The following is a 14833-nucleotide window of genomic DNA, read 5'->3' as shown; positions in this document are numbered from 1 at the left end:
AGGATGGGGGCCGCCGCTGCGTCCGGGGACGTGCTGTCCGGAGGACCTACTTCTTGGAGGAGGTCTCCTCGAGCTTCAGCGCCACGCCGATCGCGAAGAAGGTCGGGGTCCACTCGCCCACGAAGAGGCCCCAGCGGTCGGCCTGGGGCTTGGACTTGCTCTTGCCGAGGCTGATCGTCCAGGAGAGGACCGACAGGCCGATGGAGGCGAAGCCCGCCGCGTAGGCGTGCTCGCTGCGGACACCAAGGTTCTGGATCGTGCTGATCATGGAAGTACCTCTTTCATGTGGCGGTCACCGGGAACGGTGAGCTCCTCGAGCGGTGTCCGCCCAGTCTCACACGAAACAGGAGAATACGAAAGCAGGCTGACTATAAAGTCGGCTGGGAACGGGAAGCGTGTGCTCAGCGCAGGGTGCGCCGGACCATCATGGGCCGACCACCAGGGGACCGGCTCCCAGAATCCGGCGTTGAGCCGTCCTGAGCCGTCTCGCGCATGCTGCTCCCTCTCGTGGTGCTGCCGCGGCAGCCGGAGAGCAGGTGCCCGCGGCGCCCGGTCAACCACTCGAGAGCGCGACGGGACCGGGGGCCGGCGGGCCAGTGCGGGGAGATCCTTCCGTCGATGTGGGCGGATGTGGGGTCGCCCGAACGCCTATTAACGGATGCAAAAAACTGTTTCCTCATGCAAACTGATTCATACCCGACCCGGTGGTGTCCACCACCCCGGTCGGGGGGACGTCGAACCGGTCGGGGGGCCGGTGGCGTCCTCGACCCGGAGCGAAGGAGCTTCCGGGCCGGGCCGATCATTCCTGGGGGGAAAAATGTTGCCATCCGTCGTGGGTGCTCTGCTGAGCACCGTCGTCCTCGTCTACGTCCTGTCGACCACCGCCTACACGCGGCACAAGCGGTTCATCGCCGGGGCCAGGTCGCTGCGCCAGGCCATCGTCGTCGTCTACTCGGTGTTGCTGGTGCTCAACCTGTGGTGCGCCACGGTCATGCCCGTGACTCTGGTCTGCGACGCGATCGCGGTGGCCACCCTGGTCGCCACCGGTGTCTTCGGCTTCGCCATCGCCGAGCGGCGGATCCCGGCCACCACCGTGGTCGAGCGACGGAGGGTGCTGGCCATCGGGGCCCACCCGGACGACCTCGAGCTCGCCTGCGGGGCGACCCTGGCCAAGCTGGTGGACACCGGTCACGAGGTCCGCGGCCTGGTGATGAGCTCCGGGGAGGTCGGCGGCAACGCCGGGGTGCGCCCGGCCGAGGCCCAGCGCGGCGCCTCGTTCCTCGGCCTCACGGGGCTGCGGGTGCACGACTTCCCGGACACCAAGCTGGAGGCGGCCAGCAACGACATGGTCCGGGCCATCGAGGCCGCGATCCGGGAGTTCGAGCCGGACGTGATCTTCACCCACTCCGCCCACGACCAGCACCAGGACCACTACGCGGTGCACCAGGCCACCCTGCGCGCCGCCCGGGCCCACCACTCGATCCTGTGCTACGAGTCCCCGTCGGTGACCCGCGACTTCGACCCGTCCGTGTTCGTGGACATCGACGGCTACGTCGACGTCAAGGTCGAGGCCGTGCTCTCCCACCGGGACCAGGCCGGCAAGCCCTACATGACCCCCGGGCGGGTCCGCGGCATGGCCGCGTTCCGCGGAGCGCAGGCCAAGAACACCAACGCGGAGGCCTTCGAGCCGGTCCGCCTGCTCGGCTCCGCGATCGGCGACCTCTAGGTCCCGGGGTGCCGAGGTCGTCCCGCGGACATCCCGGCACCCCGGCGGACCCGGACGGAGAGACCGACGGCGACTCCGGCCGTGGACCCCACCGGCGTTCCCGACGGAGCTCCCGTCCGGGACCCCGAGGGTGTTTCCGGCGACGGCCCCGGCGACGGCCGCCGCGACGGCTCGGCGGCGCCCGGCCGCGCTCCGGCCGGCGCCTCCCGCTCAGACGGGCCCGGAGCTGCCGGCCGGGTACTCGAGCAGCGGGACTCGGCCGTCCTCGAAGGCGGCGAGCACCTCGTCGACGATGCGCCATCCCTGCTCCGACGCGTCCCCGCGGACGCCGAAGGTGTGGTCGCCCTCGAGGATGCCCCGCAGCACGCTGCCGTAGGCGGTCAGGCCCGGCCGGGCCATCCCGGACGAGAGCGTCACCCGGGTCATCCCGCGGGAGTCGAAGGGCCCGCCCACGTTCAGCTCCAGGCTCAGCTGCTCCTCCTCGAGGCCCATGCGCAGGACGTTCGGGGCCACGTCCCCCGAGCGGGGCAGCTGCTCGTAGTCGTGCGGCGGGCGGCGGAACGTGATCGCGATCTCCTGGCGGGGGTTGCCGACCGCCTTGCCCGAGCGCAGGGTGACCGGCACGCCGTTCCAGCGCCACGTGTCGACCTCGAGGACCACCTGCGCGAACGTCTCCGTCCCGCGCCCCGGGTCCACGCCGTCCTCGGCCGTGTAGTCGGGCAGCTCCCGGCCGTCCACGCTGCCGGCGGTGTAGCGGCCACGGGCCGCGGCCCCCGCGACATCGTCCTGCCAGAGCTTCGTGGCCCGCAGCACGTGGCTGGTCAGCGTGGGGATCTCCACCTGGTCGAAGGAGGAGGGCGGTTCCATCATGACGAGGGCCATGACCTGCAGCAGGTGGGACTGGATCATGTCCCGCAGCGCCCCCGTGGCGTCGTAGAACCCCGCACGTCCCTCCAGGCCCAGGGTCTCGTCGAAGACGATCTCCACGGACTCCACGTGCTCCCGGCTCATGAGCGGCTCCAGCAGCCGGTTGGCGAAGCGCAGCCCCACGAAGTTGAGCACCGCCGGCATGCCCAGGAAGTGGTCCACCCGGAAGGTCCGCTCCTCGGGGACGATCCGGCCCACGAGCCGGTTCAGCTCCCGGGCGGTCTCCGTGTCGGAGCCGATCGGCTTCTCGAGGGCCAGCACCAGGTCCTCCGGCAGGTCCATCCCGGCCATGACCTCGCACGCCTGCGCGGTGACCGCCGGGGGCAGGGCGAAGTACAGGCAGACCGGGCCCTCGACGTCGTCGAGCAGGCGGGCGAGGTCCCCGGCATCGGTGACGTCGCCGGCCACGTAGCGGGCGGTCTCCCGCGTGTGCGCGGCGGCGGGCCCGGAGGCGCCGACGGCGTCGAAGGCCTCCGCCACGACCTGCTCCCACCCGTCCGCGGGCTCGCGGGAGGATCCGACGACGTCGATCCGCAGCTCCGGCTGCGAGCTGAGCAGCGTGCCCAGCCCCGGCAGGAGCAGGCGGGACGTGAGGTCGCCGGTGGCGCCGAGAACGATCAGGGTCCTGATGGTGGTCATGCCAGCACGGTACCCCGGCCTCCGAGGAGCACGCCTCCCGTCCCGCCGGCCCGGGCGGCCCGCGGCGACGGCGACGGCGCTGTGCCGACCGGACGCCGGGTCGAGGCTGGTTGAATGGGCGGATGAGCGACCACGCGACCCGGCCCCCGTCCACCCCCCTGGAGGACTACGCCCTGCTGTCCGATCTGCACACCGGGCCGCTCGTGTCCCGGGACGGCAGCGTCGACTGGCTGTGCTTCCCCCGCTTCGACTCGCCGTCGGTCTTCGGGGCCCTGCTGGGCACGCCCGAGGACGGGTGCTGGAAGCTCTCCGCCGTCGACGGCGAGGTCACGTCCCGCCGCTACCTGCCCCGCACGTTCGTGCTCGAGACGACGTGGCGCACCCCCACCGGGACCGTCGTGGTGACCGACTTCCTGCCCCCCGTGGCCGCCGGGGACGACCACCCGGACCACGCCGACCTCGTGCGGCGGGTCGAGTGCATCTCGGGGACGGTCGAGGTGGAGCACGACCTGCGGATCCGCTTCGACTACGGTCGCGCCCTGCCCTGGACGCGACGGGTCGACATCGACGGCAACGGCACGTGCGGGCAGCTCTCGATCGCCGGCCCGGACGCCCTGCTCCTGACCGGACCGATGCTGCACGCCGAGGACTTCCCGCGCGTCGACCCGCTCGAGGACGCCGTCCGGAACGGGACGGGGCACCCCGACGAGGACGAGGGCGTCGTCGCCGACCGGCTCGGCGGGCGCTTCCCGCTCTCGTCGGGGGAGTCCCTCGACTGGGTGCTGACCTGGCACGAGTCCCACCACCCGCTGCCCACCCCCGTGGACCCCGCCGCCGCCCTCGACCGGGCGGTGTCCTTCTGGACCGAGTGGTCCTCGCACGTGAGCACCCACAAGCGCCACGAGCAGGCGGTCCTGCGCTCGCTGCTCGTGCTGCGGGCCCTCACCCACCGCGGGACCGGGGGGATCGTCGCGGCGCCCACCACCTCGCTGCCCGAGGAGTTCGGGGGATCGCGCAACTGGGACTACCGCTACACGTGGCTCCGGGACGCCGCCCTGACCATCGAGGTGCTCGTCGCCCACGACTTCACCGACGGCGCGCTGCACTGGCGCAACTGGTTGCTGCGGGCCGTGGCCGGGGACCCCGACCAGGTCCAGATCATGTACGGCCTGGCGGGGGAGCGGCGACTGCCCGAGAGCGAGCTGGGCCACCTCGGCGGGTACGAGGCCTCGACTCCCGTGCGGATCGGCAACGGCGCGGTGGGCCAGTACCAGGCGGACGTCGTCGGGGAGGTCATGCTCGCGCTCGCCGCCCTCCGGGACGCCGGTGTGGAGGAGGACCAGTGGTCGTGGGGCCTGCAGAAGAACCTGCTGCGCTTCTGCGAGCGCAACTTCGACCGGGCCGGCCACGGGATCTGGGAGATGCGCGGGAACGCCGGGTTCTTCGTGCACGGGCGCGCCATGATGTGGGCGGCCTTCGACCAGGGCGTGCGCGCCGTCGAGGAGCACGGGTTCTCTGGGCCGGTGGAGCGGTGGCGGGACCTGCGGGACCGGCTGTGCGCCGAGATCCTGGAGCACGGCTTCAACACGGAGCTGAACACGTTCACACAGACCTACGACAACACCGAGGTGGACGCCTCGCTGCTGCAGCTGCCGCACACGGGCTTCGTGACCTACGACGACCCGCGGATGCTCGGCACCGTGGCCCGGATCGAGCGGGACCTGCGGGGAGCGCACGGTCTGGTCCACCGCTATCGGACCGCCTCCGGCCTGGACGGTCTCGAGGGCGACGAGTACCCGTTCCTCATCTGCACGTTCTGGCTCGTGGAGCAGTACGCGCGCAGCGGCCGGGTGGACGACGCCGGCGAGCTCCTGGAGCAGCTCGCGGGCTACGCCAACGACCTGGGCCTCTACGCCGAGGAGTACGACCCCGTGAGCAGGCGGCTCGCCGGGAACTTCCCCCAGGCGTTCAGCCACCTCGGGTTCATCCGCGCCGTCGACGCCGTGGTGCGGGCGCGGGCCGGCGTGAACCTCGCGGAACGGCTCGAGGCCTAGGCGCGGCATCGGCACGGCGCCCGCACGACAACCGCGGGACGACGGCCGGGTTCCGGCAGGGCGGGGGCGCGGACGTCGGCACGGAGCAGGACGGATCGAGGAGAACGGACCGCATGAGCACCTTCGACCGAGCGGCGGGCCTGCCGCACGACCTCACCGACGACCTCGTCGACGGACTCGGGGTGGAACGGGCCTCTCCTCTCGCCGGGGGCGACACCGCGTCGGCCTTCCGCCTGGAGACGGCACGGGGACCCCTGTTCGCGAAGACCATGGCGGACCCGCCAGCCGGGATGATGGCGGCGGAGGTCGCCGGCCTGCAGGCCCTGCGGGAGCACGTGCCGGAGGCCCTCGGGGTGCCGGAGGTCGTGCGGTGGACGGACGACGGCATCGTCCTCGAGTGGATCGACGAGGCCCCGGGCCGGCGTCGGCCCGGCACCGAGGAGGAGTGCGGGCGCGGGCTCGCGGGGCTGCACCGCACGCAGGGAAAGGCCTTCGGCGGGCTCGCCCCGGAGCTGCCCGCGAGGATCGGGTCCTTCCAGGTGGACCTGTCCCCGACCCAGGACTGGGCGGCGTTCCTGCTCGACCGGCGGATCCGCCCATTGCTGCGGGACGCGCTCGCGGCCGGCCGGATCGCTGCGCACGCCGCGGACCTGCTCGAGGAGCTCGCCCCACGGGCCGAGGAGCTCGCCGGTCCGCAGGAACCGCCCACCCTGGTGCACGGCGACCTGTGGGCCGGCAACCGACTCGTGGACGTCCGCGGGCGGAACTGGCTGATCGACCCGTCGGCACACTGGGGGCACCGCGAGGTCGACATCGCGATGATGCTGCTGTTCGGGGGCTTCGGCGAGGAGTGCCTGGCCGCCTACGACGCCGAGCACCCGCTCGCGCCCGGCTGGCAGGAGCGGGTGCCGTGGTACCAGCTGCCGCCGCTGCTGGTGCACGCCGTCCGGTTCGGCGGCGGCTACGGGGACGCGGCGGTGCGGGCGCTCCTTCGGCTGCGCGGCTGACCCGCGGCGCGGGAAATCGGTGGCGGGGGCTCGCGGAGGACCCTCAGTGCTGCTCGTCCGCCGTTCGATCGGTGTGCGCAGTCCGATCGGCCCGGTGCTGGTCGGCGCCGATCCGACCCGCACCGTTCCGGCCGGCGCCGTGCTGGGCGGTGCCGTCCCGGACGCCGGCGCGCCGGCGGAGGTACGCGGTGGCCAGCACGACCAGGACCGCCGCCGCGGCGGCGCCCCAGGCCAGGAGCATGGACCGCGGCTCGTCCGTGGCCCGGCCGACCGCGATCCAGGACAGCCCCCACGCGGAGGCGGCGGCCACGGCCCACCGGCCGCCGACCCGCCTCTGGATGGCGGCGACGACCGCGGCGAGCACGAGCACGACGCCGACGCCGATCCACTCGGCGCCCCGGCCCTCCTGCGGGACGCCCGAGGCCACGAGGGCGGCCGCCACGTTGGCGGCCGTCGCGACGGACACCCATCCCAGGTACAGCCCGAAGGTGCCGTCGACCACGAGCAGGTCGAGCGGGCCGCGCCGGCCGGGGAGCTCGGTCAGGCGCACCACCAGCAGGCCCAGGACCAGCACCAGGGCGACGATGACCCCGACACTGGTCCAGATCCAGCCCTGCTGGGTGACCAGCAGCCAGCCGGCGTTGAGGAGCATGGACGCCGCCGCGAGCCAGCCGGTGGCGCGGGCCCGGGGGTCCGTCGCCCGCGAGGGCAGCCACTGCCAGACGGTGTAGGCGAACAGTCCCAGGTAGATCACCGACCAGATCGAGAACGCCGTGCCGGCCGGGGCGAGCAGGGTGGCGTCCGCGGAGAGGCTGCCGCCGGACGACTCCTCGACCCGGGTGCCGAAGATGCCGATCCCGACGAGCGTGCCCAGCAGGCACGCGATCTCGCTGACGGTGACCACGACCTGCCGGACGCGGTCCGCGGTGGTGGGCCGCAGCCCGGTGCGGCGGGTGCTGGCGGGGGAGGCGGTCACGGCGGGACCTTTCTCGAGTGGCGCGGGTCGGGAGTCACGGAGCGGGAAGGGCGGAGCGGGAAGGGCGGAGCGGGAAGGGCGGAGCGGGAAGGGCGGAGCGGGAAGGGCGGAGCGGGAAGGGCGGAGCGGGAAGGGCGGAGCGGGAAGGGCGGAGCGGGAAGGGCGGGAGGCGCGGAGCGGAAGTCACAGGCCGGGAGGCGCGGATCGGCGGATGTGGATCAGTGGGCACGGGCCGAGGACCCGGACCCCTGTCCGCCACGGTAGGCCCTGGACCTGGGCGCCGCCAGGGACGATGCGGTGCCTGAGGGACTCCGGCGCCCGGGACGCCCCGGTGCCCGGCCGGCGGCCGGGCCGTTCCCCTAGAGTGGCCGGATGGAACCCGAGCACAGTCCCCGGCCCGTCGTGGGCCTTCTCGGCGCCACCGGCATCACCGGGCGTGTGGCGCTGGCCCATCTCCTGGCGCGGGCGCCCGAGGCGGGAGTGGACGTCGTCGTCGGCGCCCGGGACCCCGAGCGCGTCCGCGCCCTGTGCGCCGACCGGCACCTCCCCGTCCCCGAGGTCCTGCACGCCGACATCGCCGACCCCGACTCCCTGCGCGCGTTCGTCCGCCGGGTCGACGTGCTGGTCGACCTCGCCGGGCCCTACACGCGGCTGGCGCCCCCGGTGCTCGCCGCGTGCGTCGCGGAGGAAACCCACTACGTCGACGTGACGGGAGAGTCCCAGCTCGTGCACCGGACCGACCGGGACCTGCACGAGGCCGCGCGGGCCGCCGGGGTCACGCTCGTGCACACGGCGGGCTTCGAGGCCCTGCCCGCCGACGTCCTCGTCGACGCCGCCCGCCGGCACGCCGCCGCCCGGGGCGAGACCCTGCGCACCGCGGACGTCGTGACCTCCGTGCGCACTCCACCCGGGACCGGATTCTCGGAGTCGGTCTCGGGCGGGACCGTGCAGAGCCTCGTCGAGGTGCTGCGGGACCCCGACCCCGCCCGCACCGGGGACGTCGCCGCCCGCCTCCCGGACCCGGCGCCGGGCAGCGGGACCGCCGCGGACCCCGACGCCGTCCGCGCGTTCAGCCCGCTGCGCCTGCGCGCCCGGACCGCCGGCGGCCGGGTGCTCGCGGCCATGAGCCCGCTCGCGGCGATCAACCCCCCGGTGGTGCACCGCACCCAGGCCCTCAGTCCCGTCCCGGGGGCCGCCGCGCACCCCGTGGCCTTCCGCGAGGCCATGGACGTCGGCCGCGCGGGCGGGCTCCGAGGGGCCGGGCGCTTCGCCGCGGCCGTGGCGGTGGCCGTCTTCCAGGCGCTCGCCGGTCTCGCCACCGGCCTGCCGCACCCGGTGCGGGCGCGGCTCGCCGACGTCCTGGCGGAGGTCCTGCCGCAGGTCGGGACGGGTCCGGTGGGCGATGTGCGCACCGGCTGGTCCTGGACGACCCGCGGGGTGTTCACCACCCACGAGGGCAGCAGCTTTCCCGCCGTGCTGGAGGCGGAGGGCAACCCCGGCTACGGCACCACCCCGTGGCTGACCACGGAGCTCGCCCTGCGCATGGCGGTGCACGGCGTCCCGGACGCCGCCCTCGGCTCGAGCACGCCCGCCCTGGCCCTGGACGGCGATCTCGACGCCCTGCGCCCGGCCCGGGTGCGGATCACGGTCGGTTGAGCGCGGCCGCTCGAGCGCGGCCGGCGGGGCACGGGGGGCCGAGCGCGGCCGGCGGGGCACGGGGGGCCGAGCGCGCGCCGGCGTGGCACCGTGGGCCGAGCGCGCGCCGGCCCCCGTCCCTCGCGAGGGACGGGGGCCGGCGGCACGTCCGCGGTGGGCGGGACTACGGCTTGAGCACCACCTTGATGCAGCCGTCCTCCTTCTTCTGGAACTTCTCGTACATCTCCGGGGCCTGCGACAGCGGGACCTGGTGGGTCGCCAGGTCGAGGACGCCCAGCGGGTCCGAGGGGTCGTCCACGAGCGGCAGGAGCTCGTCGACCCAGAACTTCACGTTGCACTGGCCCATGCGCATCTGGATCTGCTTGTCGAACAGCGTGAGCATCGGCATGGGGTCCTTCATGCCGCCGTACACGCCGCTGAGCGAGATGGTGCCGCCGCGCCGGACGGCGTCGATGGCGGTGTACAGCGCGCTGAGCTTGTCCACCCCGGCCGTCTCCATCGCCTTGCGGCCCAGGGGGGACGGCAGGAGCCCGACCGCCTTGTGGGCCACACCGGCCACGTGGGAGCCGTGGGCCTCCATCCCGACCGCGTCCACCACGGAGTCCGGGCCGCGGCCGTCCGTGAGGTCCTTCAGCCGCTCGGCCACGTCGCCGGAGGAGTCCAGCGTCTCGATGCCGTGGCGCTCGGCCATGGCCCGGCGCTCGGCGACCGGGTCCACCGCGAGCACGCGGTAGCCCAGGTGCCGGCCGATCCGGGCGGACATCTGGCCGATCGGGCCCAGGCCCAGCACGGCCAGGGAGCCGCCCTCCGGGGGAGCGGCGTACTTCACGGCCTGCCACGCGGTGGGCACCACGTCGGACAGGTAGAGGTAGCGCTCGTCCTCACCGGTCTCGGGGACCTTGATGGGCCCGTAGTCGGCGTGCGGCACCCGCAGGTACTCGGCCTGGCCGCCCGGCACGGAGCCGTAGAGCCGCGAGTAGCCGAGGAACGCCGCGCCGCTGTTGTACTCGCGGACCTGGGTGGTCTCGCACTGCGACTGCAGCCCCTGGTTGCACATGAAGCAGTGCCCGCAGGAGACGTTGAACGGGATGACCACGCGGTCCCCGGCCTTAATGTGGGTGACGGCCGAGCCGACCTCCTCGACGATGCCCATCGGCTCGTGGCCGATGATGTCGCCCTTGTCCATGAACGGGCCCAGCACCTCGTACAGGTGCAGGTCCGACCCGCAGATCCCGCTCGACGTGATCCGCACGATCGCGTCCGTGGGCTCCTGGATCTGCGGATCCGGAACCTCCTCGACGCTCACCGAGCGCTTTCCCTGCCATGTCAGAGCCTTCATCGATCCTCCTTCTCAGAGCCGCCCTTCCGGTCCGGAACGACAGCATGCTGATCTGTTCGGTTGGCCCCAGCCTACTCGGCGGTGTCCGCGCCCGCATAGTGCGCGGCCTCGGCCGAGGTCTCGCCGCGGAGGAAGTACGCCCCCACCGAACCGGCCAGGGTGGCGAAGACGGCCACGGAGTAGAGCGCCAGCACCACCTCCAGCACACGGGGAAAGACCCCCTGCGCCCCGAGCTCCCGGCCCGTGACGGTGGACATCGCAGCGTCTGACAGCGCCGTTCCGTATCCCGCGTAGTGGCCGAGGACGTACAGCAGCTGGCTCGAGACCAGGACGACGACGCCGGTGACCGCTGCGAGCCAGCCGATCCGGCTGGACAGCAGCTTCCCCGCCGAGCGGGAGCCCCGCACCCCGGCCGAGAGCACGCTCCCCGCCCGCGTCAGCCGGGTGAACCGGAGCAGCCGGGCGGCCTGCAGTGCGCGGACGAAGCGCAGGAAGGGCAGCAGGAGGAACAGCACCTGCCACCAGTTGCGCTTCCAGAACCGGACGGAGAACCGGGCGATGTAGGCCCGGAGCAGGAACTCGCCGACGAACACGGCCCAGAAGAGCCAGCCGACCACGTTGAGGGCGGCCACGAGCCCGGGGTCCTCGGCGAGCAGCTGGCCCAGCACCACGAACAGGAACAGGACGCCCAGGATGCCCATCGGCCGGTCGAGCCGGCGTGAGAGCCCCTCCGCGAGGCCGAGCTGCTCGGCCTCGTCGACCGGCCGCCGGTGCTGGTGCCGGGCGTCCTCGTTCCGCTCCACTGCTGTCCTCTCCGTCGGGCCGGCCGGTCCTGGCCCCACGGTAGGTCACGTGCCCGGGCCTCGCCCGCCCCGCCCGCCCGCCCGATCCTCGGGCGCAGCCGCCCGATCTGCCCTCTCCGTGTCCCGGAGGGGCTGCGGTCCCTGCCGCAGACCCGCGGCCCCCGTGGGGAACGAGCGCGCGTCGGGAGCGCAGAGGGGGCGCTCCACCTGCTGTCGGAGTGAGCCATTGCACTTTGTGCAACGTTGCACAGAGTGCACGCTTGCACGTAGTGTCAGCACTCGTGACGAATCTGCCCGCCGAGCCGGCCCAGGACCGCCCCCCGGAGGACCGGCGGGAGGCGGTGAAGTACCACAACCGCCGCGCCATCATCGACGCCGCCGCCGCTCTGGCCGCGGAGCGGGGACTGGGCCGCTTCACCGTCAACGACCTCGCCGGGCGGGCCGGGGTCTCCCGGCGCACGATCTTCAACCACTTCGCCTCCGCGGACGACGCCGTCTACGCGCGCTTCAGCGAGCTGCTCGGAGTGTTCGTCGACAACTTCGCGCGGGTCGTGGCGGCCACCCCGCCGCCTGCGAACCCCAGCCCCGGAGCCGTCCTCGAGCAGCTGGCCGACGTCATCGAGCGCACCGAGCTGATTCCTGCCATGTGTCACATCGCCCACCTCATGGGCGCGAGCGAGGACAGCCCCATCACCGCGATGTGGGCGCACGAGGTGTTCCAGACCCTCACCGCCCGGCTGGCCTCCGAGATCACCGACCGGGTCCCCGGCGCGCCCCCCTTCACCGTGGACCTGCTCGCGAGCCTGCTGCTCCACGCCCTGGCCGTCGCCTTCGAGCGGTGGGCCGAGGAGACCGGCGCGGTGGACACCCCGGACAGCCGCGCGACCTGGCAGCGGCTGGTGCGCACAGCCGTGGACCGCCTGCGCCACGGCTTCGCGGACTGACCCGCACCGCCGTGGACCGCCTGCGCCACGGCTTCGCGGACTGACCCGCACCCACGACCCGCCTTCCCGGCACGAGCTTCCCGGCACGAGATCCCTGAGACGACAGTCCGCACACGACCGTCCTGACACGACCGTCCTGACACGACCGACAGAGAAGAGACATGGCACATCTGCTGTACCGACTCGGGCGCTTCGCCGCCCGCCGCGCCTGGGCCGTGGTCGCGGCCTGGGCGGCGGTCCTGCTCCTCGCCGGCGGCGCCTTCGCGACCTTCGGCGGGCAGCTGACCAACGCGATCACCGTTCCCGGCACCGAGACCCAGCGGCTGGCCGACCGCCTGCAGACCGAGCTCCCCGACGCCGGCCACGGCACCGGCCGGATCGTGTTCCAGACCGAGGACGGCGACCCGTTCGGCGCCGGCCAGCGCGAGCAGATCGGCGAGGCGCTCGCCGCGGCGGAGGAGTCCCCGGGCGTCGACGGCGTCCTGGACCCGTTCGCCGCGCAGGACGAGCGCGAGGCGCAGGAGCAGCAGCTCGCGGACGGGCGCGAGCAGGCGGCCGACGGCCGCGCGCAGCTCGACGCCGCCGAGGGCACGCTCGACAAGAACCAGGAGAGGCTCGACGCCGCCCGCGAGCAGGCCGAGCGGGCCGACGCCCCCGACCAGGTCCTGGACGAGCTCGACGACCGCCAGGAGGCCCTCGACGACGGCCGCGCGGAGCTCGAGCGCAACCGGGAGCGGCTCGCGGACGGGCTGCCCGAGCTCGACCGCGGCGAGCGGATGATGGCCCTGGCCGCGGAGACCCGCACGGTCTCCGCGGACGGGACCACCGCGATGGCCGTGGTGACCTTCACCGCCGAGCAGCAGGCGGTCACCGCGGAGGAGAAGGAGTCCCTCCAGGCCGCCGTGGACGGCACGGAGATCGAGGGCGTGCAGGTCGACTACTCCCTGGAGATCGCCCAGGACATCTCCCAGCTCGTCGGCCCCGCCGAGATCATCGGTGTGGCCATCGCCGGGATCGTGCTGCTGGCCATGCTCGGCACCCTCGTGGCCGCCGGCCTGCCCATCCTGATGGCGCTCACCGGCGTGTCCGTCGGCGCCCTGGGGGTGCTGTCCTTCTCCGGGGTCCTGGACATGATGTCCGTGACCCCGATGCTGGGCGTCATGCTAGGCCTGGCCGTGGGCATCGACTACTCGCTGTTCATCCTCAACCGGCACCGCCAGCAGCTGCTGGCCGGCACGGAGCTGCACGAGTCCATCGGCCTGGCCACCGGGACCTCCGGCAACGCGGTGGTCTTCGCCGGGCTGACCGTCATCATCGCCCTGGCCGCGCTCAACGTCACCGGCATCCCGTTCCTGGGCGTCATGGGCACCGCGGCGGCGATCTGCGTGGCCGTGGCCGTGCTGATCGCCGTGACCCTCACCCCGGCGCTGCTGTCCCTCGTGGGCGGACGCCTGCTCTCCGCCCGCGCCCGGGCCCGCGCCGCCCGCCGGCCCGCCCACCTCGGGGAGCCCCGCCCCGGGGTGGCCACCCGCCACCCGGTGCTGACCCTCGTGGCCGGCGTGCTCGCGCTCGTCGTCGTCGCGCTCCCCGCGGCCTCGATGCGCCTGGGCCTGCCGGACGCCTCCTCCGAGCCCGAGGACTCCACCCAGTACCGCACCTACCAGGTCCTCGACGAGAAGTTCGGCGCCGGCGCCAACGGCCCGCTGCTCGTGGTCGCCGACTTGCCGGAGGGCACGGACGCGTCCGGGGCCGCCGAGCTGCAGCTCACCGTGGGCGAGGAGCTCATGGCGAACGACGACGTCGTCTCCGTGGTCCCGGCCGGCCTGTCGGAGGACCACCGGACCGCCGCGTTCCAGGTCGTGCCCGTGGACGGCCCCGCCGCCGAGTCCACCGAGGAGCTCGTCAACGACCTGCGCGCCCTGTCCCCCGCCCTGGAGGAGGAGCACGGTGTGGGCATCGGCGTCACCGGCCAGACCGGCGGCAACATCGACGTCTCCCAACTGCTGGCCGACGCGCTGCCGCTCTACCTCACCGTGGTGATCGGGCTGTCCCTGGTGCTGCTGGTGCTCGTCTTCCGCTCGATCCTCGTGCCGGTCGTCGCGACCGCCGGGTTCATGCTCTCCCTCTTCGCCGCGTTCGGCGCGGTGGTGGCGATCTACCAGTGGGGCTGGCTGGGCGGGCTCCTCGGCGTGCACGCGCCCGGCCCGGTGCTCAGCTTCCTGCCCACCATCCTCGTGGGCGTGCTGTTCGGCCTGGCCATGGACTACCAGCTGTTCCTGGTCTCCGGGATGCGCGAGGCGTTCGTGCACGGCCGCTCGGCACGGGCCGCCGTGCAGGAGGGGCTCCAGGCCGGCCGGGCCGTGGTCACCGCCGCGGCGATCATCATGATCTCCGTGTTCGCCGGCTTCATGTTCTCCCACATGGCGATGATCCGGCCCCTGGGCTTCGGCCTCGCCTTCGGCGTGCTCGTCGACGCCTTCGTGGTGCGCATGATGCTGATCCCCGCGGTCATGCACCTGCTCGGTGACAAGGCCTGGTGGTTGCCCCGCCGGCTCGACCGGATCCTGCCGAACGTGGACGTCGAGGGCGACTCCCTGCGCCGCGACCGCACGCCGCCCGCTCCGGCCGACCCGGCCGGCGCGGCCGGGCCAAGCGGCTGGGGCGGCGCGGCGCCGGGTCCGGACGCCGAGCGCGAGCTGGTCGGCGCCGGCCGGCGCGACTGACGCGGCGCCGGGACACCCCGGCGACAGCGGCGCGCCCCT

11 protein-coding genes are annotated in these 14833 nt (G+C 73.7%); 6 read left to right on the top strand and 5 right to left on the bottom strand.

All coding sequences use genetic code 11. The features are described 5' to 3' along the window. Positions 1-46: 46 nt before the first annotated feature. Entirely contained in the window at positions 47-268 is a 222-nt protein-coding gene (locus tag ACYVM4_RS07330) for a hypothetical protein (protein ID WP_368821554.1), read from the bottom strand. Positions 269-832: 564 nt separating this feature from the next. Between ACYVM4_RS07330 and ACYVM4_RS07325 the strand changes: the two genes are divergently transcribed. Then, the gene (locus ACYVM4_RS07325; RefSeq protein ID WP_460668099.1) at positions 833-1726 is read left to right on the top strand and encodes a PIG-L deacetylase family protein; all 894 of its coding nucleotides are present in this window, start codon (positions 833-835) and stop codon (positions 1724-1726) included. A gap of 210 nt (positions 1727-1936) precedes the next feature. Here ACYVM4_RS07325 and ACYVM4_RS07320 read toward each other — a convergent pair whose 3' ends face one another. Continuing rightward, on the bottom strand, positions 1937-3292 hold the full coding sequence (locus ACYVM4_RS07320; protein ID WP_368821855.1) for a glucose-6-phosphate dehydrogenase: 1356 nt from the start codon (positions 3290-3292) through the stop codon (positions 1937-1939). A gap of 122 nt (positions 3293-3414) precedes the next feature. Between ACYVM4_RS07320 and ACYVM4_RS07315 the strand changes: the two genes are divergently transcribed. Further along, the gene (locus tag ACYVM4_RS07315) at positions 3415-5346 is read left to right on the top strand and encodes a glycoside hydrolase family 15 protein (RefSeq protein ID WP_368821856.1); all 1932 of its coding nucleotides are present in this window, start codon (positions 3415-3417) and stop codon (positions 5344-5346) included. Positions 5347-5459: 113 nt separating this feature from the next. Beyond that, the gene (locus ACYVM4_RS07310; RefSeq protein ID WP_368821857.1) at positions 5460-6353 is read left to right on the top strand and encodes a fructosamine kinase family protein; all 894 of its coding nucleotides are present in this window, start codon (positions 5460-5462) and stop codon (positions 6351-6353) included. Positions 6354-6396: 43 nt separating this feature from the next. Here the strand turns inward: ACYVM4_RS07310 and ACYVM4_RS07305 are convergent, their stop codons facing one another. Next, a complete protein-coding gene (locus ACYVM4_RS07305; protein WP_368821859.1) occupies positions 6397-7329 on the bottom strand; it encodes a tryptophan-rich sensory protein in 933 nt (310 codons plus the stop codon). A gap of 372 nt (positions 7330-7701) precedes the next feature. On the opposite strand from ACYVM4_RS07305, the gene ACYVM4_RS07300 reads away from it, so the two are divergent. Further along, positions 7702-8985, top strand: coding sequence for a saccharopine dehydrogenase NADP-binding domain-containing protein (locus tag ACYVM4_RS07300; RefSeq protein WP_368821860.1), 1284 nt, complete (start codon positions 7702-7704; stop codon positions 8983-8985). Positions 8986-9148: 163 nt separating this feature from the next. Here ACYVM4_RS07300 and ACYVM4_RS07295 read toward each other — a convergent pair whose 3' ends face one another. After that, entirely contained in the window at positions 9149-10324 is a 1176-nt protein-coding gene (locus tag ACYVM4_RS07295; RefSeq protein ID WP_368821861.1) for a zinc-dependent alcohol dehydrogenase, read from the bottom strand. Between the two features lie 71 nt (positions 10325-10395). After that, a complete protein-coding gene (locus ACYVM4_RS07290; RefSeq protein ID WP_368821862.1) occupies positions 10396-11127 on the bottom strand; it encodes a hypothetical protein in 732 nt (243 codons plus the stop codon). Between the two features lie 281 nt (positions 11128-11408). On the opposite strand from ACYVM4_RS07290, the gene ACYVM4_RS07285 reads away from it, so the two are divergent. Beyond that, positions 11409-12071 (top strand): TetR/AcrR family transcriptional regulator, encoded by a 663-nt coding sequence (locus tag ACYVM4_RS07285; RefSeq protein ID WP_368821864.1) that lies wholly within the window; start codon positions 11409-11411, stop codon positions 12069-12071. A 161-nt stretch (positions 12072-12232) separates the two neighbouring features. Continuing rightward, positions 12233-14794 (top strand): MMPL family transporter, encoded by a 2562-nt coding sequence (locus tag ACYVM4_RS07280; RefSeq protein ID WP_368821866.1) that lies wholly within the window; start codon positions 12233-12235, stop codon positions 14792-14794. The last annotated feature ends 39 nt before the right edge of the window (positions 14795-14833 follow it).

It is taken from the genome of Kocuria himachalensis (assembly GCF_054784195.1).
Note: the sequence above shows the minus strand (reverse complement) of the source record. Positions and strands in the feature narration are given on the sequence as shown.

Bases quoted from the DNA above. Each gene is read 5' to 3' on its own strand.
- ACYVM4_RS07330 (WP_368821554.1), bottom strand. From the start codon at position 268: ATGATCAGCACGATCCAGAACCTTGGTGTCCGCAGCGAGCACGCCTAC.
- ACYVM4_RS07320 (WP_368821855.1), bottom strand. From the start codon at position 3,292: ATGACCACCATCAGGACCCTGATCGTTCTCGGCGCCACCGGCGACCTC.
- ACYVM4_RS07315 (WP_368821856.1), top strand. From the start codon at position 3,415: ATGAGCGACCACGCGACCCGGCCCCCGTCCACCCCCCTGGAGGACTAC.
- ACYVM4_RS07310 (WP_368821857.1), top strand. From the start codon at position 5,460: ATGAGCACCTTCGACCGAGCGGCGGGCCTGCCGCACGACCTCACCGAC.
- ACYVM4_RS07300 (WP_368821860.1), top strand. From the start codon at position 7,702: ATGGAACCCGAGCACAGTCCCCGGCCCGTCGTGGGCCTTCTCGGCGCC.
- ACYVM4_RS07295 (WP_368821861.1), bottom strand. From the start codon at position 10,324: ATGAAGGCTCTGACATGGCAGGGAAAGCGCTCGGTGAGCGTCGAGGAG.
- ACYVM4_RS07280 (WP_368821866.1), top strand. From the start codon at position 12,233: ATGGCACATCTGCTGTACCGACTCGGGCGCTTCGCCGCCCGCCGCGCC.